This window comes from Mesorhizobium sp. WSM4884, assembly GCF_029625675.1.
Classification (GTDB): Bacteria; Pseudomonadota; Alphaproteobacteria; order Rhizobiales; family Rhizobiaceae; genus Mesorhizobium.
The window spans coordinates 309,063-334,737 of sequence record NZ_JARTVO010000005.1; the positions used below are offsets into that span (position 1 = coordinate 309,063).

Here is a 25,675-nt window from a genome sequence, read left to right on the forward strand (position 1 = left end):
CTCCCACGATCTTGTTCAAATGCTGGTCGCCGAAGCTGCCGAACCCTTGTGCAGTCCAGGCCTCAGCGTTCCTTGACGTAGGGCACGCCGCCGGCGCGCGGCGGGATCGCCTTGCCGATGAAGCCGGCGAGCAGGACGACGGTGAGCACATAGGGCAGCGCCTGCATGAACTGCGCCGGCACCTTGCCGACGATGGGAAGCGGCGAGCCCTGTAAGCGGATCGATGCCGCGTCGAGGAAGCCGAACAGCAGGCAGGCGAACATGGCGTTGACCGGCTTCCATTTGGCGAAGATCAGCGCGGCAAGAGCGATATAACCTTTGCCCGCCGTCATGTCCTTCACGAAGCCGCCATTCTGGACCATCGATAGATAGGCGCCGGCGACGCCGGTCAGCACGCCGGTGCAGATCAGCGCCCGGTACCGCAGCCAGGCCACCGAGATGCCGGCGGTGTCAACGGCGGCCGGGTTCTCGCCCACGGCGCGCATCCTGAGGCCGAAGCGGGTGCGGAAAAGCACCCACCAGGTGAACGGCACCATGGCGAAGGCGAAATAGACCAGGATCGAATGGCCGGAGATCAGCTCGGCATAGATTGGCCCGAGGATCGGCACCTCGCGGACGGCTTCGGCGCCGGGCCAGACGATCGCCTCGAAGCGCTCGCCCGGCTGCAGCGCCGGCGTGCGGCCGCCCTGCTGGAACCAGGCCTGGCCGAGGATGATGGTCGAGCCGGCGGCGACAAAATTGATGGCGACGCCGGAGACGATCTGATTGCCGCGATGCGTGATCGAGGCGAAGCCGTGCACCATGGCGAAGGCGACCGAGATCAGGATGGCCATGCCGAGGCCGATGAAGGCGGAATGGAAGACGGAGGCCGCCGCGGCGCCGGCGAAGGCGCCGACCAGCATCTTGCCTTCGAGACCGATGTCGAAGATGCCGGCGCGCTCGGAATAGAGGCCGGCGAGACAGGCAAGCAGCAGCGGCACCGACAGGCGGATGGTGGAATCCAGAACCTGGACGATTGCGTTGAAGACGTCCATCTCAGGCCCCCTTCCCGTTGATCGCCTGCATGCCGACCGATTTCGGGCTGAACGAGGCGAACAGCGCCTGGATATAGGGCCTGAACATATGCTCCAGCGCGCCGGCGAAGAGGATGACCAGCCCCTGGATGATGACGATCATGTCGCGGCTGATCGCCGGCATCTCGAAGGCAAGCTCGGCGCCGCCCTGATAGAGCATGCCGAACAGGATCGCCGCCAGCACGATGCCGACCGGATGCAGCCTGCCCATCAGCGCAACCGCGATGCCGACATAGCCGGCGCCCGAGACGAAATCGATCGCCACATTGTGCTGGTCGCCCATCACCGGGTTGAGCGCCATCATGCCGGCCAGCCCGCCCGAGATCATCATCGCGGTGAGGATGATGCGGGTTTCCGAGATGCCGGCATAGCGCGCCGCCTTCGGGCTATGGCCATAGGTACGCATCTCGTAGCCGAGCCTGGTGCGCCAGATCAGCAGCCAGACCAGGAACGCCATCACCAGCGCCAGCAGGAAGCAGATGTTGAGCGGCGCCGAGCGGATCTTGGCGCCGAACAATTCTAGCATCCAATTGAGCTTTGGCAATTCCGCGCCGGTGAGGAAGTTGCGTGTCTGCGGCGCCTGCGATCCCGCCGGCTTCAGCGGACCGACCAGCAGATAGACCATCGCCGAGGCGGCGATGAAGTTGAACATGATGGTGGTGATGACGATGTGCGAGCCGCGCTTGGCCTGCAGATAGGCGGGGATGAAACCCCAGAGCGCGCCGAACAAGGCCGCGGCAACGATCGCTATCGGAAAGATCACCCACCAGGGCAGCACGCTGTCGAAGCTCAGGCAGACGAGCGCGATGCCGAGGCCGCCGATATAGGCCTGGCCCTCGGTGCCGATGTTGAACAGGCTGCAATGCGCCGCCACCGCCACCGACAGCCCAGTGAAGATGAAGGTGGTGGCGTAGAACAAGGTGAAGGCGATGCCCGTGCCCTTGCCGAAAGCACCCTCGACCAGGATGACGGCGGCGCGGAACGGATTTTCGCCGACCAGCATGACGACGAAGCCGGCGACGATGAACGCCACCGAGAGATTGATCAGCGGGATCAGCCCGTAATCGGCCCAGGCCGGCAGCTTGGTGTAAGGCGTGCTCATTCGGCGGCCTCCTGGTGTTCGACACCGGCCATCAAGAGGCCAAGCTCGCCTTCGGTCGCCTCCGGGCCGCGCTCGCCGACGATGCGGCCGGCAAACATCACCAGGATGCGGTCGGAGAGCGAGCGGATCTCGTCGAGCTCGACCGATACCACCAGCACCGCCTTGCCCTGGTCGCGCATGGCGATCAGCCGCTTGTGGATGAATTCGATGGCGCCGACATCGACGCCGCGCGTCGGCTGGCCGACGATCAGCACGCCGGGATCCTGCTCCATCTCCCTGGCCAGCACGATCTTCTGCTGATTGCCGCCGGAGAAATTGGCGGTCTTCAGTCGCGGATTGCCGGGACGGATGTCGTATTTCTCGATCTTGTCCTTGGCATCGGCCATGATGGCATCGACGTCGAGGAACGGTCCTTTCAGATAGCGCTCGTCGTCGTGATAGCCGAGGATCGAATTCTCGTGCTCCTCGAAGGCGAGCACCAGCCCGACATGGTGGCGGTCCTCCGGCACATGAGCGAGACCGCGGTCACGCAATTCGCCGGGATCGGCCTTGCCGGTCAGGTCGACCGGCTTGCCTTCGAGCGTGACCTCGCCGGAAACGGCATGCCGGATGCCGGAGATCGCCTCGAGCAGCTCCGACTGGCCGTTGCCTGCCACGCCGGCGATGCCGACGATCTCGCCGCCGCGCACATCGAAGGAGACGTCGTCGACCATGGTGACGCCGCGTGAATCCTTGACCGTCAGGTTCTTGACCGAGAGTTTTATGGCGCCGGCTTCCGATTGGCCCTTCTCGACCCGCAGGAGCACGCGCCGCCCGACCATCAGTTCGGCCAGTTCGCCGACCGTGGTTTGCTTCGTCACCCTGGTGGCCACCATGGTTCCCTGGCGCATGACCGAGACGGTGTCGGTAATGGCCATGATCTCGCGCAGCTTGTGGGTGATCAGAACCACCGTTTTTCCCTGCTCCTTCAATTGCTTGAGGATGCGGAAGAGGTGATCGGCCTCGGCCGGCGTCAAGACCCCGGTCGGCTCGTCCAGGATCAGGATCTCGGCGCCGCGATAGAGCGCCTTGAGGATTTCGACGCGCTGCTGCAGGCCGACCGGCAGTTCCTCGATGATGGCGTCGGGATCGACCTCGAGGCCGTATTCGCGCTCCAGCCGCTCGAGCTCGGAACGCGCCTTGGCGATGCTGCTCTTCAAAAGCGCGTCGGTCTCGGCGCCGAGGATGACGTTTTCCAGCACGGTGAAATTGTCGACCAGCATGAAATGCTGGTGCACCATGCCGACACCGAGCGCGATCGCGTCGTTGGAGGTGTTGATCGACACCGGCTTGCCTCCGACGCGGATCTCGCCGCTGTCGGCCTGGTAGAAACCATAGAGGATCGACATCAGCGTCGACTTGCCGGCGCCGTTCTCGCCGACGATGCCATGGATGGTGCCGCGCGCAACTTCCAGATTGATGTCGCGGTTGGCGCGCACCGCGCCAAAACTCTTGTTGATGCCTATGAGTTCGATTGCGGCTTGCGCCATGCAGCCTGTCCCACTCGTTATTTTTTTATCGCTTGGTCAAAATGCCTAGCATGATGCCCCGCCCGTGCCAATTGGCATGCAACGTCATTCACTCTCGACAAATCCCCGCGCGCTTGTCAATTTCGAAGGTGGCCGAGAGCTTCACATTCACAGAACCGGGTTGAATGATCATGCCTGATGATCGGCTGACAACACTGGAAATCCGTGCCGCCGAGCAGGAAAAGACGATCGAGGAACTGTCAGGCCAGATCGCCGAGCAGTGGAAGGTGATCGAGCGCATGGAACGCAAGCTTGCCGCCCTTACCGACAGGTTCCTGGCGCTGGAGGAGCAGGCCGCTCCCGACGTGCCGGTGACCAAGCCGCCGCACTATTGAGCGTGCATGGGGGTGAGAGAGCCATGGGGGAGAACGGTCATGGCCAGTGAAGGAGACCGCATCGCAAGGGCCGGCGACTTTGTCTTCGGCCTGATGGACGACAGGGAGCGCGCCCGCGCCGAGCGCGACCTTCAGATCGATCCCGCCTTTCGCGACGCCGTGCTGCGGTTGGCCGAGCGCATGCGCGCCCTGGAGCCTGCGGGTGCGTCCAAGGCGTCTTCGGACGAGCGTTGGCAGCTTATCCAGCGCCGGCTTGGCGAACTGCCGCAGATGCGGCTTTCCGGGCTGAACGACGACAAGGCGAAACCGCAGCCGATTGTGATCCACCGGCTCGAGCGCAAGCCCTACGGCGTCGGCCTGTATTCCCTTGGCGGACGGCTCGGATTTGTCGTCGCGATGGCGCTGCTGGCCGCCTTCGCGCTCGGCTATCTCGCCGGCACGCTATAAGCAGTTCCAGGAAAGCTGCGTAACGGTTTTCCAAAAGAAACCGCCGGGCGAAGGCCCGGCGGTTGATAAATCCCGATTCGGCTGCCGATCAATACGGGCACTTGTTATCGGCGGTGTAGTCGTGCACCTCGGTCTTGCCGGCGATGATGTCGGCCTTGGCCTTTTCGACTGCCGCCTTCATCTCGTCGGTCACCAGCGCCTTGTTGTTGTCGTCCATGGCGTAGTCGACGCCGCCTTCCTTGAGGCCCAGATTCTGGACGCCGCCCTTGAAGGTGCCGTTCTTGCCGTCCATGAAGGCGTTGTAGACGGCGACGTCGACGCGCTTCATCATCGAGGTCAGCACCTTGCCGGGCTGCAGGCCGTTCTGGTTGGAATCGACGCCGATGCCGAGCTTGCCCGCATCAGCCGCCGCCTGCAGCACGCCGACGCCGGTGCCGCCGGCGGCGGCGTAGACCACGTCCGCGCCCTGGTCGATCTGCGTCTTGGCGATCTCGCCGCCCTTGGCCGGGTCGTTCCAGGCGGCCGGCGTGTCGCCGGTCATGTTCTGGATGACGTCGGTGGCGCCGGCCGACTTGGCGCCGCCGACATAGCCGCACTCGAACTTGCGGATCAGCGGGATGTCCATGCCGCCGACGAAGCCGACCTTCTTCGACTTCGACGCCATCGCCGCCAGGATGCCGACGAGGTAGGAGCCTTCGTTCTCCTTGAATACCAGCGAGCGGACATTGGGCAGGTCGACGGCATCGTCGATGATGGCGAAGTTGAGGTCGGTGTATTCGGCCGCGACCTTCTTCAGCGCATCCTCCCAGGCAAAGCCGGCCATCACGATCGGGTTGCGGCCGTCCTCGGCGAAGCGGCGCAGAGCCTGCTCGCGCTGCGAGGCGTTGGAAACCTCGAATTCGACGTAAGCCACGCCGGTTTCGGCCTTGAACTTCTCGGCGCCGTGAAAGGCGGCCTCGTTGAAGGATTTGTCGAACTTGCCGCCGAGATCGTAGAGGATGGCCGGCTGGACATCCGCGGCGAAAGCCGGAAGAACCATTGCAGTTGCGGCCAGGAGGCCGAGAACGATACGTTTCATGTGATCCACACCCTGTCGGTTATTTTCCGTTTGCACCGCCTGCCTGCCCGGTTCTCCGGCGGGCCTGCGACGCCAGGCAGGAAGTGTTTGCCCCTCCCGCTCGCGGCCAATCTGGCACGGCGCGAAACAAAATTCACGTGGAATTTTGACCTGTTGGAAAAAGCGGCCGGACTGACCGTTCCGGGCGGAACGAAACGTCCTCGTCAGTTGGTCGGGGCGAATTCGTGGCGTCGACGCCGGTAGCCGACGGCATAGAGCAGGAACGCCAGCGCCGCGAACACCGCGAAGCCGGGCTGGGCGAGCACCCAGGCGATGGCGCCGTCCCAGACCAGCGGACTGGCCTTGGCGCGCACATAGGTCTCAAAGGCCGCGCGAGTGTCGGGCGATACCGCCAGCCAGCTCGTGTTGAGCGGTGTCATGACCAGCGCAGACGCCGCCACCGAGCGCGTGGTGTCGATCACCGCCATGATGACCGAAATCGACAACGCAATCATAGCTGCCAGCCGAAAGATGAAACGCAACATCCAACGCACTCCCCGGGAAAGCTCCCGTCTGCCCAGCAACCGACATAGAGCGTGCACAATCGCCACGCAATCGCGACACGTGATTTTGAGCAGCCCTATCTATTTGTTTTGACGCAATTCCGGACGGAAAACCGCTGCGCGCTCTCCCTGGAACTGCCTCAGGCTGCTTTTGCCGGTTTGCGCCGATTGACCCGCCATATGGCGAAAATTCCGCCGACGATGGCTCCGACGATCAGGCCTGCGAGGCCGATGAAAGCGGCGAAAAACCCGCAGGCGCCCTCGAAGCAGCTCATATGGGTGGCGTCCGCGATCAGCGACCCGGCGAAAAATCCGGCGCAAGCGCCAATGGCGCCGCCAAGGATGATGCCGAGCAGCGCGGCAACGAGCGAGACCAGGAGCGGCGGGCGTTCGGTCTCGGGATTGGCATAGACGGTCTCGGCGCCGGCCCCATGCCGCAGGAGATAGATGCAGAGCAGGCCGATGGCGACCTCGGCGGCCGTGAAGCCCAGCGCTTCGGCGGAAAAGACGAAGTCGGGCACCAGAAGCGTGTAGCCCTGGCGCACGATGAGCCACAGTATGATCGCCACCTGCCAGATGGTGTAGTGGCGGGGAAACCGCGCCGATCGGTTGAAAGCAAGGCCGAGTAGGTAAAGCCCCCACAAAATGGTGACGATGCCGCCGACCAGCCCGCCATAGATCAGGAAGAACACGCTCTCCGGCAGGTTGGAGTCGCCCATCAGCCGCCAGCTCGAGATCAGGCCGTAGGCCGAGAGCCCCATGACGATGATCAGCCACGCCACCGGGATGAAGGACAGCCCGCTGTCCGGCCGGCCCGCGGGTTGCTGGTTGATCGATGTCATGTCAGGACGATGCCCCCGCAAAGCCCAACGCAATTCCCGAAAAAGCCGTCCCCCGGGACTGCGTGAAACCAATATTTGGAGCGTTCGGCCCTTCCATCGGAAAAACCGAAGCTCTCCAAGGGCAGTCGACAGGCAGCCAGGGCCGAAGTCAAGCGCGGACGCTGCTGCAGCGCACCGATGACATCAAGGCGGCAGCCGCCTTTGCTCCTCGACCGCCTTCAACCGGACCACCGACACCGAGCAAAGAGCTCGCGCCACGACCTTGGTCGAGACGCTGCCGAGGTGCCGGCGAATCGCTGAAGACGATCGGGCGCCGACGACGATGTGCCCGACGTCATTGTGCTCGGCATAGTTGAGGATCGCGTCGGCGGGGCTCACGGCCTCCAGCACGTGATAGCTTATGCGATCTTCCGGCAGGTGCAGCGGACGCGCCCAGTCCTTCAGCGCGACCAGCCGCTTCAGGTAGATCAGGCGTCCCGATTCGTCGGCGGCCGGCGTGTCGGCGATGATCTCGGTCTTCAACACCGTTACGCAGGCCAGCCAGGAATCCTCCCGCGCGGCAAGGACACGCGCGGTTTCGTTGAGAACCTCAACTGCCAGCGCGTCGCTGCCGTTGGCAAGGTCGACCGCGGCCAGAACGATCGGCGGTCCGGACTTCACCCTGCCGCCGGCCGGCTTCCCAACCAGCGCCTTCTCGTCTGTCCTGCGGAAGAGATTCGTGATGGCGTTCCAAATTCTTGCGTCGGATGTCGCGCGCGGCCTGGCGACCACGACCTGGTCGGGGTTTCTGAGGTCCGAAAGAACATGCGCCGCCTCGACATACCGCTTGGATCTATCGACTTCCATGCATCGAAGGATGACGGCCTCCAGCCACCTCGGAATGGCCTTGTCGATGTCGCGCGGCGGCTTGGGCGCATGATAGAGCCTGCGCTTCATTCCGGCGAACGTGGCCGGACGTCCGAACGGCTCCTCGCCGGTGGCGAGCTGATAGAGGATGCAACCGAGCGCGAACAGGTCGCTTGCGGGATCGGACCTCTCGCCCAGCACCTGTTCCGGCGAAATATAGGCTGCGGTCCCCATCGGCACGGAACTCTCCTCGCCGAGCAGGTCCGGAAGCTCGGCGTGGCGGGCGAGGCCGAAGTCGAGAAGCACGGCGCCGCGCTCGGCAAGGACGATGTTGTCGGGCTTGAGATCGAGATGGATGACCTTCTGGCGATGCAACGCCGCAAGTGCCTTCGCGATTTCGCCGCCGACCCTTGCGACTTCGTCCGGCGGCAGAGGCGCGCGGCGGGCTGTTTCCGCCAGGCCGGCGCCGGCGACGAACTCCATTGCAATGTAAGGCACTTCCGCCAGGCCGCCGGACGATGCGAAGCGCGGTACATGCGGACCCGCCAGGCGTTTGAGGATCATTTCCTCGACCTCGAAGCCGAGTATGACGGAGACGTCCCCGCCCGGATCGAGAAAAGGAATCTTCAGCAGAAGCGGGAAATCGAACTTCGGGTTTTTCGCGCGCCACAGTGACGCCATGCCGCCGGATTGAAGCCTTTCAACGAGCTCGAAACCGTCGATCTTTGCCCCTGCCTCGAATCTCTGCATCCATCGTCTCCAGGAGATCTAGCGGCCAATTTTCAAACGCATGCCAAGCCACGCGGGCAGGCCGGACGCCTGAACCTTGCGGGCGGTTTCTTCGTGATCGTAGGGAACGCGAACCATCGTCACCTCGCGTCGCTTCGTGTCGAGCAGCGCGAAGCAGGCAGCCGGGTTGCGATCGCGCGGCTGGCCGACCGCTCCAACCACGATCAGATGCCGCCGCAACTCGGACAAAGGCGCCGCCACATTGCTCAGAGGTGAAAAATGGATCGGCCGGGTGCCCGGCAAGGCGTAGTAGATGGCCGGAATATGGGTGTGGCCACAGAAGATGAAGCGGGCATCGCTTGAGGAGAGGCAGCGTTCCGCCGCGTCGGCGTCGCGTATATACAACCATTTTTCCGGCCGCTCCGCGCTGGCGTGAACATAGAACCGGTCTTCGGACCGGAACGAAAGCGGCAGCCGCGCCAGGAAATCCAAATGCTGCCGAGAGAGGCGCTCGCGCGTCCACTCGACGGCTGCCCGCGCATGTTCGGTCATGTCGGTCCGGCCAACCACCACCGCTTCGTCGTGGTTGCCCATGATGCAGAGCGCGCCGTCCTCGACCAGATCGGCGGCTTTCTCGGCGACATAGACGGGGTCGGGTCCATAGCCGACCAGATCGCCAAGCAGGACCAGCTGGTCCGGCGGCTGCTTGCGAACGGCCTCCAGGACCGCGTCGAAGGCTTCGCGGTTGGCATGAATGTCAGACAGGATCGCTATGCGCATCCACCTTGTCCCCGAACAAGCACACCATAGTAAGGCAAAGGCCGCAAAGGGTTTGATCGGGCTCAATATCGATGCGCGCGCTCACGATAAGGCGTTCCCCGCCGCCGTAGCCGCCCGGCTGATTTCGGCGATTGTTTGCCGCGGATGAGGTCATTGGCCTCCGTCGCCTATGAAACGAGGCTGTCCGAAGCTGCGCTTGCACGCGGACCGCCCTACGGGCCAGCCTTTGCGCGGCCATTTCCGACGCGCGGCACGCCTCACGCATGCGGCCTTCGGACCATGCGCGACAAAAGGCTTTGCAGCGCCATTATGGCTTGGCATTCGCCTTAGGATCGACTAGATGAGCCCCCGCGCCTGTCTTGCCTAGACGGCTAGAGGTGCTGGGAAAGGGTTGCCCGCCGGTTGAAGGCACCCCAAATAGTCCATTGAGGACCTTCCCGAGGGAGGTGCATCTCCCCAACCCGCGCGGCGAAACCGGCCGGCGCGAGAATGCAAGGACGGAGAGGTGGCCGAGTGGTTGAAGGCGCACGCCTGGAAAGTGTGTTTACGGGAAACCGTAACGCGGGTTCGAATCCCGCTCTCTCCGCCAGCTCACTCACCTTGGGGTCATCGGATTGGCTGCGGCTGTGTTCGGCAGGCGCAGGCTCAGCCGAACCTGTCTCAGCGGCTCGGCGCTGCTGCCGGCCATTTGCGGCTGGAGCCCTTTAGGAATGGCCGCATTGATGGCATTGGAAAATCGCTTTCCAAAACCCCTCATCGACGGGCCCGTGACCGGCATCGTCGTGCTCGGTGGGGCGGTCGACACCCATGTCAGCGTCGATCGCCAAACTCTGGCGATGAATGAGGCGGGAGAACGGCTGACCGAAGCCGTGGATCTCAGCAGGCGATATCCGGATGCTCGCATATTCCTCTCGGGCGGCTGCAACCATATCATCAGCCAAAACCAGACCACGGAATCGCAGGTTGCCCGCGATATTCTCGTAATGCTCGGCGTGCCGGCCCAGCGCATTGAAATGGCAGAACGATCGCGCACGACCTGCGAGAACGCGATCGAGAGCAAGGCGGTCCTCATCCAGCCGAAACCTGGGGAACTCTGGCTGTTGGTGACGTCGGCGAGCCATATGCCTCAAGCCATGGCTTGTTTGCGCGCCGTTGGGTTTAAGGTTGCCGCCTACCCGGTAGACTATCGGACGCGGGGCAAGGTCGACCGCTGGCGGCCGACGAGGACGGCCGCAGCTGGACTCTCAGCCGCCGGTCTCGCCGCACGAATGGCTGGGGCTGCTGACCTATTGGTCTTCAGGAAAAACCGCCGAACTCAGCGGCCCTTATGGGACGCCGTCGCTGAGGCACTGCGGGCAAACGCTCGGTCGGCCAAGGACATGATGGCGAAAATGCCGGGCGGCATGATGAGCGGAGATACCACCGCCGAAACGCCAATGGAGCGGATCGAGGTTCATGAGCGAATGCTGTCAACGCGGCTCGAGGGACTAAGGCGGCTCAGGGTGCCTTGGAGCCCTTCTACGCTTCGCTGGACGATGCCCAGAAGGCGGTGGCCGACAGGCTGCTCGTGCCGGCACCGATGGGCATGATGTGAGACTCGAGTGGCCGTTGCGTCACACCGCGACGGCCCCCGCACCAAGGCGAGATCTCTAGGTGAGACCATGAAGGCGAAGCGGAGCGTCCGCACGGAAGAACTGCTGCAGCTGCAGCACGAGACGTTCGACTACTTCCTGGACGAGGTGAACCCCGCCAATGGCCTCATTCGCGACAAGACCGCCGCCGATTGGCCGGCCAGCATAGCGGCGACGGGTCTCGCTCTCACCTGCTACCCAGTCGCCGTCGAGCGCGGATACATGACCCGGCAAGAAGCCGTCGCACGAACCTTGGCTACGCTCCGCTTCTTCCGCACGAGTCCCCAGGGCCCGGAGCCCGACGCCACCGGCTATCGTGGGTTCTACTATCATTTCCTCGACATGGAGACGGGACGGCGCGCCTGGCACTGCGAACTGTCCACGATCGACAGCGCCCTCCTGTTGGCGGGCGCCCTGTCGGCGGCCGCGTATTTCGGTGAAGAGACCGCCGACGAGCAGGAAATCCGCGCGCTTGCCGATGCGCTTTATCGCCGTGCCGACTGGCAATGGGCGCAGAACCAGGGCGCGACAGTGACGCACGGTTGGACCCCGGAAAACGGGTTCATCAAATACCGCTGGGAGGGCTACGACGAAGCCCTTCTGCTCTACGTTCTGGCGCTTGGCTCGCCGACCTTTCCGCTTCCCGAGAGCAGCTACGCCGCCTGGACGTCGACCTATCGCTGGGAGAGCTGCTACGGCTGCGAGTACCTCTACGCCGGTCCAATGTTCACGCACCAGCTGTCACATGTCTGGATCGACTTCCGCGGCATCCGGGACGCGTTCATGCAGGAGAAGGGCATCGACTATTTCGAGAACAGCCGGCGGGCGACCTATCTCCAGCAATGCTATGCGATGATGAACCCACGCAAGTTCGAGGGTTACGGAGAGTGCTGCTGGGGGATCACGGCAAGTGAGGGACCAGGTCCGGCCACTCTCAAGCTGAACGGTATCCAGCGGGAATTCTACGACTATGTCGGCCGCGGCGTTCCCTATGGACCGGATGACGGCACGCTCGCGCCTTGGGCGGTCGCGGCTTCATTGCCGTTCGCTCCGGAGATCGTCCTGGAGGCGCTCGGCTTCTGCATCCATCAAGCGAAGCTGAAGGAATTCAACAGATACGGCTTCAAGGCGGCCTTCAATCCCACCCACCCGGGCGAGCCTGGCAATCCGTACGGGTGGTGGGTGTCGCCCTGGCATTTCGGGATCAATCAAGGCCCCATCGTGCTGATGATCGAGAACTACCTGAGCGACAGGGTTTGGCGCTTGATGCGGGGCTGTCCGTATATCGTTGCCGGACTGCGCCGTGCTGGGTTCAACGGCGGCTGGCTGAACGATGTGGGTCCTGACTGAACTGATTGCTCGGTCCCCCGAGTGGGTCGATCGAATTGACGCACGTCAAAGCATTTGAACCGAAGGGGCGATCAGGTGAATAGCTTGGAAAGCTTGCCGTGCTTGGACAATCTTGTCACATTTGGCAGCGCTGTCATCAGACTGCAAGCGGTACCTTCGGTGCGATCATGCTTGCGTTCGGGCTTGCTCTCTTCCTCTTGCTGACGCCTTCAGGCTCGGCGCAAGCGCGCGAGTTCGGCACACCAGACTTCTCGTCAGCCAAGGTCGTCCAGTCCGTTGCCAATGGCAAGACCGACCGACCGGCCTCGGCGGCCGTTCTGTCGGCATCAACTCTGGAGGAGTCAGGCTGCCATGACGGCCATGCCAATTGCGGCTTGTGCAAGGGTGGAAATTGTTTCGGTTGTTCGGCGGTTGCTCTAGCAGCCTCCCCTGTTATCGCCTCCGCGGCTGAGCCTGGCGCCCTGGCATGGATCAGTGCAAGCGCTGTTGGAAGATGACTGCTAGGGCGAAAGCGCCTGCAAAAGCTCGGCTTCGTCCGTCACCCCTTTCTCGAAAGCGCTGATAACTTTCAAAGCCAAGGCTTCCCTCTGATCGCTGTTGTGTGGGGTCAACCCATGCTCCCTGCACAGGCGGTCGAACACCCTCTGCAACAAATCCAAATCAGCGGGTTCGTATACTTCGCGATAGCGCTGCAATGGCATCTTCTGCCGCCCCTCAAAAACGGCTTGATACCCGACTGTCTCATATAGCCGGTTCGATGCGAAGCAAATTTGAAGAGTCATATGAGCGCGTCACAAGGCAGCGAGCGCTGCATTCACCCCCGTCTGCGGCACGTGGCGTATTAGAGACCACCTATCCTGATCGGATCGGCAGTCACTTGACGCCAAGAGCGTTCTTGAGTTCTGCCAGTTTCTTCATGCACCCTTGCTCGTCTCCGGCCTGGGACATCTTGCGGGCTTCAGCCATCAGTTGGCTGGGATGTTCGGCGCTTTGGCCGCTGCGGTTGCCAGTCACTTGCTCCTGGTGGGGTGTTGTTGGCTTCACAGCTCCCGCCGTCGATCCAGTAACTTCGGTGCTTCCGCCCTGCTGCTTGCCGGCCAAGACCTCCGCTTGGTGTTTCGTCGCCGGAATACCCGACTTGTCAGGGACTGCGCCCGTTTCGGCAGTGGTGACGTTAGGCTCGAGTGCTTTCAACTCCTGTCCGCAGTCGGCAAAAGCCGGCGAAGCGAACGCCAACATGGACGCCGATGCGATGGCCATTCGTATAGACATGTACGCCTCCAATAGGGACTTGGTTTCCTAACAAGGAAACGGACCTACCCTCTGCGGGTTCCTCGCAGCAGCGAGTTCGACATGCGCACCTGCAAGACTCTAATCTGGCGGCCGCCGCCAAAGTGGGTCCCGCTGGTAGATAACCGTTTGATCAGCTAGAAGCATTCCGCAGGATGGGTTGAACTGCGGAATTCAGAACCATCAACGAAAGCGACGGTTTATATTCGTGACGCATAGTGAAAATATGCTTTTTGTCCCACCCCTGGCACGGCCGGGGAAGGACCCGGTGAAATCCTAAATCATTGATCTTTCGGTCTTCGCGTCGATGCCGATTGATCTTTGACGCCGAGGGTGCACCAGGGCGACGCGTGATGCATCAACATTTGTGACGGGATCAACCCTTGAAGGCGTAGCGCTTAAACTGGCGCATCAGGTTCGCGGCGTGGGACTCATACAGGCCGGAGCCTGAACCGCGTTGGACGCGAGTAGCCTTTTGTCGCTGGCCGACAGCCGCCGCACGGCGAGCTGGGCCACGTCGGGGCGCGCACCGGCCCGACGTGGCGAAGTGCTGGACAACGGTGCCGCCAGGACTGCCCGGTGCGATCAGATGCTTATGCGAAGCGTGACGCAGATCGACCAAGCGCTTGCCCAGCACGATCCGGGGGTCCGTCAGATAAAGGCTCTTTGCGGGAACCTGCCTCGAGAGGCCGAGCGCATTGGCGGCGTGCGCGCCGGCGATCTGCGCCTTCGAACCCGCCTCCCGCGCGAGCGTCGGGAGGCGGTGAAAGCTGGCCCAGTAGCTTCGGATGGACCTTCGGCGCTCACAGCTAGTGCCCACGAAGGGTTTGCCGCGAACCAGGTTTCACCACGAATTTGAGCTTGGCGCGATCGAACATTGTAACGCTTGTCGTGTAACAAACTGGTAGGAATCGCGACCTAACTCCCTGCTGCGATTTCAAGCGGCCGCGCGCCCCTCAACGGGCCAAAAGGACCGGCAGTCCCGGTTCCTCGACCATCGACTTGGTCACGCCGCCAAAGATCCGCTCTCGCAGGCGGGAATGGCCGTAGGCTCCCATGACCATGAGCTCGGCGCCGGTGTCGACCGCGTGCTGGCGAAGGACGACGGCGATCGAATGGTCCGAACTCGGCAGGCGGTCGACCGTAACCTTCACGCCGTGGCGGACGAGATAGGCGGCCACGTCCGCCCCGGGTTCCGCGCCGTGGTGCCGTTCGTCCTCGACCGGGTCGACCATGACGATGCGCACCTCATCGGCCCGTATCAGTATGTCGAGCGATTCCCGCACGGCGCGCGACGCTTCCAGGCTGGCGTCCCACGCGACAAGGACGCGTTTCGGTTTCAACGTCGCGCGCGCTGCCTCGGGGACCAGCAGGACAGGTCTTCCTGACGAGAACAGTCCACCTGCGATGACCTTCTCCTTGAGCAAGTGGCTTGCCAGCATTTCTGGCCCGACAACGGTCAAATCGGCATAACGGGCGCGCCGACCGATGACTTCATCCGCCCAGGACTGCTCCGGGTAATCGCTGCTGAGGTCAGCCGATACGAGGCTTTCCAACAGCATTTTGGAGACCGCCGAGCTGCGCCTCTCCAGCGTTTCCATTTCGGCTTCACGCTCTGCAAGCCACGCCGGCGAGACGACCGCTGCGTATTCTCCGCCCGAGGGAGGCGCGGCCATGACCAGGACCAGCACGGAGAGATGTGCGTTGATTTCCTCGCAGAGACCGGCGGCGAGCCTCACATCGCCGTCCCCGTGATCCGGCCCCGTGACGGTGAGCAAAGTCTTGAATGGCATGACGACGACTCCTTGTTCGACAAAGGTTCACAGTGGACGTAGCCGTAGCGGCCCGATCGGCGTCCTTCCTTGCGCTGAATCAAACCGATCCCTTCGCCGAATTGATCCCAGTCAACGTGCGCGCTTGTCACACGCTTTAGCCTGACATCGATGGCAGGAGGCGGATCGATGCGATTCTGGACGACGATGGGTCTCTTGGCGCTGACGCTGAGCGCCGCGGCGGCACAGGAGATGAGCAATGGAGAGCAGGAATATCTGAACTCCTGCGCCGTCTGCCACGGCGTGGACGGCAAAGGCGACGGACCTATGGCCGACGTATTACGGAAGCGCCCCGCGGATCTGACAACGCTGACAAGGCGCAATGGTGGGGAATTCCCCTATTGGCGGGTCTACGCGACGATCGACGGCCGCGGCCTCGTGCCGGAGCACGGCGAGCGCGACATGCCGGTCTGGGGCAATCAGTTCCTGCCTGACGACGTGAAGCGCTACGGCCCCTACGGTGGGGAGGCCGTCACCACGGAACGCATCCATAACCTCGCCGGTTACGTCCAGACGCTTCAACGCCGTTGAGGCTTCAGTCGGCGAGACTGGACGATGATGCAACCAGGACCAAGGGCGCAGGTTATGATCGCTGAGAACCAGGATGTCGTGGTCGAGATGTTGAAGGATCCTGCCGCCTATGGCGAGGCTGGCCCCGTCGAGGCGATCGAGACCCATATTTCCCGGATATTCCTCGTCGGGCACCGCGCTTTCAAGCTGAAGCGGGCGGTCGAGTTGCCTTATGTCGATTTTTCGACGCCGGAGCTGCGGTTCGCCGCGTGCGAAAAGGAAGTGGAGTTGAATTCGCGGACGGCGCCGGGCCTTTATCTCGGTGTCCACCGCATCACGCGCGAAAGAAACCGGCTTGCCCTGGATGGGCCGGGTGACCTGGTCGACGCCGTCATCGAAATGGTTCGCTTCGATCAGTCGAAGCTTCTCGATCGCATGGCCGGCGCGGGCGAGCTGACTCCAGCCCTGATGACGAACGTCGCACGCATGATCGCGCGGTACCACCGCAGCGCCGAGGAAATCCATGCCGGCAGCGGGTCGGCGAATATCGGCGGCGTGCTCGATATCAATTCGGCCGGATTTGCAACAAGCCACGTCTTTGACGGAAGGGAGATCGAAACGCTCGACGCCGCGTTCCGCACCGCCCTCGCCCGTCATGCCGGCCTGCTTGACCGGCGCGAGACGGCGGGCCGGATCCGCCGCTGCCACGGCGACCTGCATCTGCGCAACATCTGCCTCTTCGAGGGCGAGCCGCGCTTGTTCGATTGCATCGAGTTCAACGACCGGATCGCCACGGTCGACGTGCTCTACGACCTGGCATTCCTGTTGATGGACCTGTGGCACCGCGGCTTCCCGCAATTCGCCAATCTGGTGATGAATCGCTATCTCGACGACGCCGACGACGAAGACGGCTTCATCCTCCTGCCGTTCTTCATGGCGGTGCGGGCCGCGGTGCGCGCGCATGTCACGGCAACACAGGTCGAGGAAGGCAGTTCGGATTCCGCAAAGCTGACTGCCGAAGCGCGGTCCTACTTCGAGCTCGCCCGAGCCCTGCTCGCCGAGGCGCCGCCTCGGCTCGTGGCGATCGGCGGCCTGAGCGGCTCAGGCAAGACAACGATCGCCGAAGCGCTCGCCGCTCACGTCGGCGCGCCGCCCGGCGCTAGAATTGTCGAGAGCGACCGCATCCGCAAGGCCATGCACGGTGTGGCCGCTGAGACGAGGCTGCCGGACAAGGCCTACCGTCCAGGCGTATCGGAACGCGTCTATCGCCAGATCGGCTGGCGCGCGGAGCTGATCCTTGCCGAAGGCGGCTCCGTTGTCGCCGACGCTGTTTTCGACAAGCCGGAGGATCGCGACAGGATCGAACGCGCCGCGAGCGAGGCAAATGCCCCGTTTGCGGGATTTTGGCTGTCGGCCGATCCGGCGGTGCTTTGGCACCGGGTCAGCGAGCGCAAGGGTGGCCCCTCCGATGCCACGGTCGACATCCTGTCGCGGCAGTTGCAGCGCGACGCCGGGCCGTTGACCTGGCGCAAGATCGACGCAGACCGCAAGATAGCCGAAATCACCGCCGAGATGGCGGCTTTCGTCGAGGGCGTCCCTTCATCTCCAGTCAGCCTCAGGAAGACGGGATCATAGAGCTGGCCGGCGGCTTAACCAAGCTCCAACGTCGCCACCGACAGGCCGGCCTCGCTGGGGTGGTGCGCAAGCGAGAAGCCAAACTCCCGGCACATTGTCAGCATCTTGCGATTTTCGTTGAGGATCATGCCCTCGATGCGGCTGATGCCTTCGGCCTTCGCATAGTCTATGACCTGTTTCAGCAGGTCCCATCCCAAGCCATGCCCCTGCAGATCCGATCGCACGAGCAGCGCATATTCGCCGGTCCTGTGATCCGGGTCGCAGGAAAGCCTGCCGATACCAGCTAGCGCCCCCGTGTCCTTTTCAAGCGCGACGAAGGCGATGTCGCGATCATAGTCGAGCTGCGTCAGCCGCTTCAGCATCTGGTCGGGGAAATTCCTGCGCGGCGAGAGGAAACGCAGCCGCAGGTCGTCGGGGGAAATCTTCGCCAGGAACGCCGGATAAAGCGCGACGTCCGCCGGCATGATTGGCCGTATGTGGAAAGACATGCCGTCCGATAGCAGGTCGCGGCTCCATCCCGACGGATAGGGCCTTATGGCAAGGGCCGGATTCGGCGCTGGTTCATCTATCCGTCGCGGATCGATTTCGATGCGGGCATCGAGCGCAATCACGCCTTCGCTGTCGGCCAGCAACGGGTTGATGTCGAGGGAAACCAGGCAAGGGAAGTCGACGATCATTTGCGACAAACCGTTCAGCGCGGCGATGATCGCGGCTCGATCGGCTGGCTTCCGGTCGCGATAGCCGGCAAGCAAGCGGCCTATTCGCGTTGTGTCGATCACGTCTCCGGCCAGAACGTCGTCAAGCGGCGGAAGCGCGATCGCGGTGTCGTTGAGAACCTCGACCCCCGTGCCGCCGGCGCCGAACAGAATGATCGGGCCGAACATCGGGTCCAGGTTCATGCCTAGAATGAGCTCCTGTGCATGCTTGCGCACGACCATGGTTTGCACGGTGTAGCCGTCCGCCTTCGTCCCTGGCGCCTGCGCGCTCAGGCGTGTCTCGATCGACCGCGCGGCCTCACCAGCCTCCGCGGCGCTCGTGATGTCGAGGACTACGCCGCCGACATCGGATTTGTGTGAAACCGCCTTCGACAACAATTTGACGACCACGCTTTCGGAGCTTTGGAGAAGCTGGCCGGCCGCCTGCGCCGCTTCCGGGACGGATCCGGCGACGATGGTTCGCGGCACGGGAATGCCGTAAGCGGCTATCGCCGCTTTTGCTTCCGGCTCCGTCAGCATGCGCCGCCCCTCGCTTGCCACCTGCCGGAAGATGGCTTGCACCGACGCCTTGCCGGCGACCTGGCCTTCGTCCTGGCTCGAGGGCGTACGCAGGAGCGCTCGCTGGGCCCGCGACCATCCGCTGAGATAGGACGCCGCGATCGCCGTATCCTCCGGCGTTTCGAAGCTCGCGATGCCGGCCTCCGTCAGTATGTCCCGGCCCTGCCGCGCGGTATGCTCGCCGAGCCAGCACGCCAGCAGCGGTTTTCCTCCGACCTCGCCCTCGTCGCCAAGCTCGGCCACCTTTCTGGCGGCGTCGGGCGATGAGCCGAGCCCGGTTGGGCAGTTCATGACCATGATGACGTCCGTTTCAGGATCTGCCGCCAAGGCTTCGAGTGCCGCCCCATAGCGCTCCGGCGCCGCGTCACCGACGATGTCGATCGGGTTTGCATGCGACCAGGTCGGCGGCAGCATGCGGTTCAGCCTCTCGATCGTAGACGGCGAAAGCGTGGCCAGCTCGCCTCCGCGTCCGACCAGCTTGTCGACCGCAAGAACGCCGGCGCCGCCGCCATTGGTGACGATGCCGACCCGCGCTCGCTCGAGCGGAGAATAGCGCGCGACCGTTTCGGCGGCGTCGAACAATTCGGCGAGGTCGTTCACGCGCAGCACCCCCGCCCTGCGCAAGGCCGCGTCGACCACCCTGTCGGCGCCGGAAAGCGCGCCGGTATGTGTCGCGGCTGCCCTGGCCGCCTGCTCGTGCCGGCCGGGCTTGATGGCGATGACCGGCTTGAGGCGCGCCGCCGCCCGCGCGGCCGACATGAACTTGCGTGGATTGGGTATCGTTTCGAGATACATCACGATGGCGCGCGTGTGAAAATCGCCCGCCAGCATGTCGAGGCAGTCGCCGACGTCGACATCGGCCATGTCACCCAGGGAGATGATCCGGGAAAAGCCGACATTGTTCTCGGCCGCCCAATCGATCAGCGACGTGGCGATCGCGCCGGATTGCGAAACCAGGGCGATGTTCCCAGACCTGGCTGCCATGTGGGCGAAACTGGCGTTCAGCTTGGCCGGAGGAATCATCAGCCCGACCGTGTTCGGCCCGATGATGCGCATGAGCGAGGGTTTGGCCGCGTCGAGCATCGCCTGGCGCAGACCGTTCTCGTGATTGAGCCCGGCGGTGATGACGACGGCCGCGCGCGTCCCCTTCTCGGCCAGCTCGCGCACCATGCCTGGAACGGTGTCGGGAGGCGTCACGATGACGGCCAGATCGGGAATACCCGGAAGATCGGCGACCTTCCCATAGCAGCGATAGCCGGCCACCTGTGCATGTTTGGGATTGAGCGGCCAGATATCTCCCTCGAAGCCGCCGCTGACGATGTTGGAGAAGACGACGCGGCCGACCGAGCCGACGCGCTCGGTCGCGCCGACGACGGCGACGGATTTCGGTGAGACGGCATATTCAAGGTTTCGGATGGTCATCCCGGAAACTCCTTGCCGCCACATTCACCAAAGACGTCGGGCATTCATTGCGCTGGATCAAAGCTCCACCCGACCTGTCGCGGTTAGCTGACGGAACGCCACTCGCAATCTCTCGCTTCTGGCGCGGGTCCGTCGAAGGAGAATCCGATGAGCTACTATCTCAGCAAAAGCCTCGAGATGCCGTTCGCGGCGGCGATCGAACACGTAACCAAGAAGCTTGCCGGCAAGGGCTTTGGCATCCTGACGAGGATCGATGTCCAGCACACGATGAAGGTCAAGCTGGGCGTGGACTTCAAGCCATACATGATCCTCGGCGCCTGCAATCCGCATTTCGCATGGCGCGCGCTGCAGGCCGAGGACAAGATCGGCGCCATGCTGCCCTGCAACGTGATCGTGACCGAGACCGCCCCCGGTCAGGTCGAGGTAGCGGCCATCGATCCGATGGCGGCGATGGGAGCCATCGACAACCCCCAGCTTGCCGCGACGGCAAGGGATGTCCGGCTGTTGCTGCAGGAAATGATCGGCGAGCTTTGATGGCCGCCGCCATGAACGAGTCCGTGCTGCGGCGCGCGCTGCTGATCATCGCCGTTCTCGGTCTGGCGGTTGGGCTGGGCGTGTGGCGAAGCGGCTTCGACTTCGTCCCGCAGGATGCGATCTGGACGGCGGCAACCCTGCCGGTTGTCGTGACGCTTGCCGTTTCCATCCTGCGGGATTTTTGGATCGGCCGGATCGGCGTCGATGCGATCGCGCTCGTTTCGATGTCGGCGGCACTGCTGCTTGGGCAGCCTTTGGCGGCGATCGTCGTCGCAATCATGTATGCCGGCGGCACGGTGCTCGAAGATCTGGCGCGCGGGCGAGCTGAGCGAAATCTGAAGGCTCTGACCGATAGGGCGCCACGTGTGGCGCATCGAAAATCCGCACGCGGCACCGAGACCGTTCCGATCGATCAGGTCGCTGTCGGCGACGAGCTCTTGGTTCGCGCCGGCGAATTGCTGCCTGTCGACGGCATCCTGATCGATGCTTCGGCCCGGCTCGATGAGTCGACCGTGACCGGAGAGCCCCTGCCGGGCCTGCGAAGCGCTGGCGACGCGTTGCGCAGCGGCACCGTCAATGCCGGCGAGGCCTTCGTCATGCGCGCCTCGGCTATCGCCGACAGGAGCACCTACGCCGCTATCATGCGCATGGTCGCTGCCGCGCAAACCGCCAAGGCTCCGTTCGTACGCCTTGCCGATCGCTTTGCCCTGCTGCTGCTTCCGGTCACGCTGCTGGTCGCCGGCATCGCCTGGCGTCTTTCGGATGATCCAATCCGCGCTCTCGCCGTTCTGGTGGTCGCAACGCCCTGTCCGCTAATCCTCGCGGCGCCCGTTGCATTCATAGGCGGCGTGTCTCGCGCCGCCCGCGCCGGCATTCTGATGAAGGGCAGCACGGCGCTGGAGGCGCTCTCCCAGATACGCACCGCAATCTTCGACAAGACCGGCACCTTGACGCTCGGCGGCGCCGAGCTGATCGAGATCGATGTCGCCCCGGGCCAGGATGCCGCAGAATTGCTGCGGCTGCTGGCTTCGCTGGAACAGGCTTCGCATCATGTCCTTGCGGATTCGATTGTCCGCACCGCTCGCCGTGGAAACCTGGCGCTGTCCCAACCCCGTGATGTTCGTGAACATCGCGGAGAAGGCTTGAGGGGCCGGGTCGATCGGATGTCGATCGCGGCAGGGTCGAGGTCGCTCGTCCTTGGGGACGAACCACTGCCTAGATGGGCCGAAATTGGAGAGGAACGGCACCGCAACGCGCAAGTGCTCAGGGTGTTTCTGGCGCTCGATGGCGAGCTCGCCGGCATTTTCACTTTTGGCGATGCGATACGAGAGGATGCACGCGACACCCTCTGCGGGCTGCGTTCGGGCGGTGTGGCCCGGATAGTCATGCTCACCGGCGACGAAGGCTCGGCGGCGGAGAATATCTCCGCTTCGCTTGATCTCGATGCCGTGATTGCCGATGCCACGCCGGCGGACAAGGTCGCAACGGTGGCGGCGGAGAAGACGATCGCGCCGACAATGATGGTTGGCGACGGCATCAACGACGCCCCTGCCCTTGCCGCGGCGACGGTAGGCGTCGCCATGGGAGCCCGTGGCGGGACAGCCTCCTCGGAAGCGGCGGATGTCGTTGTGCTGACCGAGAGGCTGCAGCCGGTAGCGGAAGCACTGCGGATCGCCAGACGTACGCGCAGGATCGCCCTGCAGAGCATCATTGTCGGGCTGGCGCTCTCGGGCGCCGCGATGGTCGCGGCCGCCATGGGACACATAACGCCGGTGGCGGGAGCATTGCTTCAGGAGGGCATAGACGTCGCGGTGATTCTCAATGCGCTGCGCACGCTTGGCGACGGCCGTTCCGTAGGCATCCGGAGCAAGAGAAGTGAAAGCCATGTCACAGGAAAATCTGGTGGTTTGCACCAAATGCGCCACGATCAACCGCCTGCCTTCCGCCCGAAGCGGTAGCGACGCGAAGTGCGGGAAGTGCGGCGCCCGGCTGTTTTCAGGGCAGCCGGAAGACTTGGATGCCGTGAACTTCGAACGCCAGGTCGGTCGCGGCAGTCTGCCCGTTCTCGTCGATGTCTGGGCTCCATGGTGCGGTCCATGCAAGGTGATGGCGCCGGCCTATGAAGCTGCCGCCAAGGCGCTTGAGCCTCACGTGCGGCTGATCAAGCTGAATTCCGACAAGGAGCAGGCGATCGCCGCAAGGCTGGGCATTCGTGGGATTCCCACCATGATCCTTTTTCATCACCAGCGGGAGATCGCGCGCATATCGGGGGCGATGAGCACGAGCCAGATCGTCAGCTGGGTTCGCGGCCACGTACCAACGGGCGCCAGCTGAGCTATCGCCGAACCGAGACTCGTTTGACTCTGATCAAGGCCACGTCCGGCCGCCGCGCTAGGAATGGCCTCGAAGGAGTTTGTCATGACCAGCTTGCACGACCTCACCCCCAAATTCAGGAACATCCGCCTACTTCTCGCTCGCGAGAAAGGTCATCCGGAAGGAGACCGGGAAGAAGGCTACGACGTGCTGGCGCCACTCACCGACGAGGGACGGCTGGACGCGGAGGAATGGAAGACGCATCGGTCAGTCTGTCGTGTCCGCCGCTTTCGCACCGGCGAAGAGGATCTTGTCGGCCGCTTGCGCCGCAAACCGGGTGGCCAATGGTATTTCGACTATGCCGAGGGCGACCGTGACGACGAGATCGGCTTTCATCTCGGCGAGGAGCGCTTCGTCACCGGCGAATATGTCTCCATAAAGCGCAACGGGGCTATGCACACCTATCAAATCGCTCGCGTCGAGCAGCCCTAGCAATTCTCTCGAAAGCTGGTCGGAGCCAGTCCATGTCACGCCGCATACTCGTTGTCATCGGCCATCCCGACCCGTCTCCCGACCGGCTCTGTCGCGCCTTGGCTTCGGCATATGCCGAAGGCGCGGAACGCGCCGGTCATACCGTGCGCAAGATCGACCTGGCACTGCTGGCGTTTCCGATGCTTCGGACGATGCAGGAGTTCGAGCACGGAACCATCCCTGACAGCCTCAGGGAAGCCGCAGAGGCCGTCGCTTGGGCGGAACATTTGATGTTTGTCTTCCCGCTTTGGCTGGGCACCATGCCGGCCATGCTCAAGGCATTCCTGGAGCAGGTCATGCGGCCGGGCACAGCATTCGCCTACCCGGAAAAAGGTGAGGGTTTCGCAAAATCCTTGCTGCGCGGCCGATCCGCGCGTCTGGTCGTGACGATGGGCATGCCCGCGCCGGTCTATCGGATCTGGTTCCTCAGCCACGGGATTGCTGGCATGCGGCGCGGCATCCTCAATTTCGTCGGCGTCAAACCGGTGCGCGAGACCTTATTCGGCATGGTCGCGAACGCCAACGACGCGAAACGAGCTGGCTGGATCAAGCATATGCAAAAACTTGGCGAGCGCGCGATCTAGTCGCCGAAGCCCTTACGGCTGCAGAACAGCGGCGCCACTGAGTCTGCCCATCCGCAAATCGTCCAGCGCCTGGTTGGCCTGCTCCAGCGGATAGGTTTTTGTGTGCGTGCGCACCTGCGCGCGCTGCGCGACGAGGAAGAATTCCTCCGCGTCGCGGCGGGTCAGGTTAGCGACCGACACCAATTCTCTCTCTTCCCAGAGAAGCTTGTAGGGCATCGATGGAATGTCGCTCATGTGGATACCGCCGCAGACCACGCGGCCGCCTTTACGAACGGCCTGCAATGCGGCCGGCACCAGCGCGCCGACCGGTGCGAAAATGATCGCGGCGTCAAGCTGGACGGTGGGCAGTTCATCGGACGCCCCTGCCCAGACGACGCCCAACGAGCGCGCGAAATCCTGCGCCTGGATGTCCCCCGGCCGCGTGAAGGCAAAGACCTCGCGTCCCTGCCAGATCGCCACCTGCGTGATGATGTGAGCGGCCGCGCCGAAGCCATAGATGCCCAGTCGCCGGCCGTCGCCGGCCTTCTTGAGGCAGCGCCAGCCGATCAGCCCCGCGCACAGGAGCGGCGCCAGCGACACCGGGTCCGCGCTGACATCCAGCTCGAAAGCGAAATGCTCGTCGGCAACGACATGGCTGGCGAAGCCGCCGTCGCGCGTATATCCGGTGAAGAGAGGCTGGTCGCAGAGATTTTCGGCGCCGGAGGTGCAATAGGGACAGTGCCCGCATGTGTGTCCAAGCCAAGGGACACCCACCCTCTGCCCGAGCCGGGATGGCGACACGCCATCGCCGACTAGGTCGACGACGCCGACGATTTCGTGGCCCGGCACGAGCGGCAGCTTCGGCTGCGGCAGGTCACCATCGACAACATGCAGATCGGTCCGGCAGACTGCGCATGCCTCCACCTTCAGCCTGATCTCGCCCGCTCCCGGCGTCGGGTCGGGGCGGTCGACGAGCTTCAAAGGCGTACCGGGTTTTTCCAGCACCATTGCCTTCATCGCACTTCCCCGGTTTCTTGGAAAACAGACGGGAACAGACCCCGCTCCATTCGGCAACCAGAACGAAAAACGCGCTTGTCCGGCACCCGTTCCTATCGCGAGTGCCTGATCTTGACCGGCTGCGGCCGGGTGTGATGGCCGAAGCCATGGCTCGCCGAAACGTGGCTGCGCTTCCTAGTCGAGATCATCTCGAAATAAAGTCCTGCACCGGCAAGATACGCGAGGCCGAGTATTCCAGCCCAGATTTCGATGATACCGGAGGTCATGGTCGGATTCCCTTGGTTGGATGCTTGGTTCTGACCAATAATTGCCGAGCCAAATCATGCGGGCCTTGATCGCGGTCAATCGCATGGAACGCTTGAGCCGGCGGCGCTGCCCGGCTCGATCGGATGATGTCGAGCCCGCTCTAAGTAGTTTCCCTTAGGGACATA

Annotated in this window: 25 protein-coding genes, 1 tRNA gene and 1 pseudogene; 12 read left to right on the plus strand and 15 right to left on the minus strand. The window is 63.4% G+C overall.

The window, feature by feature from the left end; all coding sequences use genetic code 11:
* Positions 1 to 62 precede the first annotated feature (62 nt).
* From P9236_RS10870 to P9236_RS10880, 3 genes are read right to left on the minus strand one after another with little or no spacing between them, the layout of a single operon-like run.
* A complete protein-coding gene (locus tag P9236_RS10870) occupies positions 63 to 1,034 on the minus strand; it encodes an ABC transporter permease (protein ID WP_278074615.1) in 972 nt (323 codons plus the stop codon).
* Between the two features lies 1 nt (position 1,035).
* Positions 1,036 to 2,175: an ABC transporter permease gene (locus tag P9236_RS10875; RefSeq protein ID WP_278074616.1), complete on the minus strand. Its 1,140-nt coding sequence runs from the start codon at positions 2,173 to 2,175 to the stop codon at positions 1,036 to 1,038.
* Positions 2,172 to 3,704, minus strand: a complete 1,533-nt coding sequence (locus tag P9236_RS10880) for an ABC transporter ATP-binding protein (RefSeq protein WP_278074617.1) — start codon at positions 3,702 to 3,704, stop codon at positions 2,172 to 2,174. The genes P9236_RS10875 and P9236_RS10880 overlap by 4 nt, the downstream gene beginning before the upstream one ends.
* A 167-nt stretch (positions 3,705 to 3,871) precedes the next feature.
* On the opposite strand from P9236_RS10880, the gene P9236_RS10885 reads away from it, so the two are divergent.
* Both P9236_RS10885 and P9236_RS10890 read left to right on the plus strand, forming a co-directional pair.
* Entirely contained in the window at positions 3,872 to 4,078 is a 207-nt protein-coding gene (locus tag P9236_RS10885) for a SlyX family protein (protein ID WP_278074673.1), read from the plus strand.
* A gap of 39 nt (positions 4,079 to 4,117) precedes the next feature.
* A complete protein-coding gene (locus P9236_RS10890; RefSeq protein WP_278074618.1) occupies positions 4,118 to 4,525 on the plus strand; it encodes a hypothetical protein in 408 nt (135 codons plus the stop codon).
* An 88-nt stretch (positions 4,526 to 4,613) separates the two neighbouring features.
* Here P9236_RS10890 and P9236_RS10895 read toward each other — a convergent pair whose 3' ends face one another.
* From P9236_RS10895 to P9236_RS10915, 5 genes are all read right to left on the minus strand, one after another.
* Entirely contained in the window at positions 4,614 to 5,603 is a 990-nt protein-coding gene (locus P9236_RS10895) for a BMP family ABC transporter substrate-binding protein (protein WP_278074619.1), read from the minus strand.
* A 203-nt stretch (positions 5,604 to 5,806) separates the two neighbouring features.
* On the minus strand, positions 5,807 to 6,127 hold the full coding sequence (locus P9236_RS10900; RefSeq protein WP_278074620.1) for a hypothetical protein: 321 nt from the start codon (positions 6,125 to 6,127) through the stop codon (positions 5,807 to 5,809).
* Between the two features lie 158 nt (positions 6,128 to 6,285).
* Entirely contained in the window at positions 6,286 to 6,987 is a 702-nt protein-coding gene (locus P9236_RS10905) for a hypothetical protein (protein ID WP_278074621.1), read from the minus strand.
* A gap of 183 nt (positions 6,988 to 7,170) precedes the next feature.
* Positions 7,171 to 8,583, minus strand: coding sequence for a bifunctional serine/threonine-protein kinase/universal stress protein (locus tag P9236_RS10910; protein WP_278074622.1), 1,413 nt, complete (start codon positions 8,581 to 8,583; stop codon positions 7,171 to 7,173).
* An 18-nt stretch (positions 8,584 to 8,601) separates the two neighbouring features.
* Positions 8,602 to 9,342, minus strand: coding sequence for a metallophosphoesterase (locus P9236_RS10915; RefSeq protein ID WP_278074623.1), 741 nt, complete (start codon positions 9,340 to 9,342; stop codon positions 8,602 to 8,604).
* A gap of 499 nt (positions 9,343 to 9,841) precedes the next feature.
* On the opposite strand from P9236_RS10915, the gene P9236_RS10920 reads away from it, so the two are divergent.
* From P9236_RS10920 to P9236_RS10930, 3 genes are all read left to right on the plus strand, one after another.
* Positions 9,842 to 9,931, plus strand: a tRNA-Ser gene (locus P9236_RS10920).
* Positions 9,932 to 10,052: 121 nt separating this feature from the next.
* On the plus strand, positions 10,053 to 10,931 hold the full coding sequence (locus tag P9236_RS10925) for an ElyC/SanA/YdcF family protein (RefSeq protein ID WP_278074624.1): 879 nt from the start codon (positions 10,053 to 10,055) through the stop codon (positions 10,929 to 10,931).
* 72 nt (positions 10,932 to 11,003) lie between these two features.
* On the plus strand, positions 11,004 to 12,323 hold the full coding sequence (locus tag P9236_RS10930) for a glucoamylase family protein (protein ID WP_278074674.1): 1,320 nt from the start codon (positions 11,004 to 11,006) through the stop codon (positions 12,321 to 12,323).
* 500 nt (positions 12,324 to 12,823) lie between these two features.
* On the opposite strand, the gene P9236_RS10935 is transcribed toward P9236_RS10930, so the two are convergent.
* The 4 genes and pseudogenes from P9236_RS10935 to P9236_RS10950 all read right to left on the minus strand — a co-directional run bounded on the left by P9236_RS10935 (position 12,824) and on the right by P9236_RS10950 (position 15,406).
* Positions 12,824 to 13,018 (minus strand): RNA-binding protein, encoded by a 195-nt coding sequence (locus P9236_RS10935; RefSeq protein ID WP_278074625.1) that lies wholly within the window; start codon positions 13,016 to 13,018, stop codon positions 12,824 to 12,826.
* Between the two features lie 178 nt (positions 13,019 to 13,196).
* Positions 13,197 to 13,595 carry a hypothetical protein gene (locus P9236_RS10940; RefSeq protein ID WP_278074626.1) on the minus strand — a complete coding sequence of 133 codons (399 nt, stop codon included), beginning with the start codon at positions 13,593 to 13,595 and terminating at the stop codon, positions 13,197 to 13,199.
* Between the two features lie 429 nt (positions 13,596 to 14,024).
* Positions 14,025 to 14,413, minus strand: a pseudogene (locus tag P9236_RS10945) (DUF6088 family protein); the annotation flags it as partial.
* Positions 14,414 to 14,569: 156 nt separating this feature from the next.
* The gene (locus P9236_RS10950) at positions 14,570 to 15,406 is read right to left on the minus strand and encodes a universal stress protein (RefSeq protein WP_278074627.1); all 837 of its coding nucleotides are present in this window, start codon (positions 15,404 to 15,406) and stop codon (positions 14,570 to 14,572) included.
* Between the two features lie 168 nt (positions 15,407 to 15,574).
* On the opposite strand from P9236_RS10950, the gene P9236_RS10955 reads away from it, so the two are divergent.
* Positions 15,575 to 15,976, plus strand: coding sequence for a c-type cytochrome (locus tag P9236_RS10955; RefSeq protein ID WP_278074628.1), 402 nt, complete (start codon positions 15,575 to 15,577; stop codon positions 15,974 to 15,976).
* Between the two features lie 54 nt (positions 15,977 to 16,030).
* Positions 16,031 to 17,590: a bifunctional aminoglycoside phosphotransferase/ATP-binding protein gene (locus tag P9236_RS10960; protein WP_278074629.1), complete on the plus strand. Its 1,560-nt coding sequence runs from the start codon at positions 16,031 to 16,033 to the stop codon at positions 17,588 to 17,590.
* 14 nt (positions 17,591 to 17,604) lie between these two features.
* On the opposite strand, the gene P9236_RS10965 is transcribed toward P9236_RS10960, so the two are convergent.
* The gene (locus tag P9236_RS10965) at positions 17,605 to 20,286 is read right to left on the minus strand and encodes a bifunctional acetate--CoA ligase family protein/GNAT family N-acetyltransferase (protein ID WP_278074630.1); all 2,682 of its coding nucleotides are present in this window, start codon (positions 20,284 to 20,286) and stop codon (positions 17,605 to 17,607) included.
* 147 nt (positions 20,287 to 20,433) lie between these two features.
* Here P9236_RS10965 and P9236_RS10970 point away from each other — a divergent pair, with 147 nt between their 5' ends.
* The 5 genes from P9236_RS10970 (at position 20,434) to P9236_RS10990 (ending at position 24,248) form a co-directional block, all read left to right on the plus strand.
* Positions 20,434 to 20,820: a DUF302 domain-containing protein gene (locus P9236_RS10970; RefSeq protein ID WP_278074631.1), complete on the plus strand. Its 387-nt coding sequence runs from the start codon at positions 20,434 to 20,436 to the stop codon at positions 20,818 to 20,820.
* Between the two features lie 11 nt (positions 20,821 to 20,831).
* Positions 20,832 to 22,778, plus strand: a complete 1,947-nt coding sequence (locus P9236_RS10975) for a heavy metal translocating P-type ATPase (RefSeq protein ID WP_278074675.1) — start codon at positions 20,832 to 20,834, stop codon at positions 22,776 to 22,778.
* Positions 22,705 to 23,154, plus strand: coding sequence for a thioredoxin TrxC (trxC, locus tag P9236_RS10980; protein ID WP_278074632.1), 450 nt, complete (start codon positions 22,705 to 22,707; stop codon positions 23,152 to 23,154). Before P9236_RS10975 ends, trxC begins: the two co-directional genes overlap by 74 nt.
* A gap of 84 nt (positions 23,155 to 23,238) precedes the next feature.
* A complete protein-coding gene (locus P9236_RS10985; RefSeq protein WP_278074633.1) occupies positions 23,239 to 23,625 on the plus strand; it encodes a hypothetical protein in 387 nt (128 codons plus the stop codon).
* A gap of 32 nt (positions 23,626 to 23,657) precedes the next feature.
* Positions 23,658 to 24,248, plus strand: a complete 591-nt coding sequence (locus tag P9236_RS10990) for an NAD(P)H-dependent oxidoreductase (protein WP_278074634.1) — start codon at positions 23,658 to 23,660, stop codon at positions 24,246 to 24,248.
* Between the two features lie 12 nt (positions 24,249 to 24,260).
* On the opposite strand, the gene P9236_RS10995 is transcribed toward P9236_RS10990, so the two are convergent.
* Complete coding sequence (locus tag P9236_RS10995) at positions 24,261 to 25,244, minus strand: zinc-dependent alcohol dehydrogenase family protein (RefSeq protein WP_278074635.1); 984 nt, start codon at positions 25,242 to 25,244, stop codon at positions 24,261 to 24,263.
* Between the two features lie 92 nt (positions 25,245 to 25,336).
* Positions 25,337 to 25,510, minus strand: a complete 174-nt coding sequence (locus P9236_RS11000) for a hypothetical protein (protein ID WP_278074636.1) — start codon at positions 25,508 to 25,510, stop codon at positions 25,337 to 25,339.
* Positions 25,511 to 25,675 lie beyond the last annotated feature (165 nt).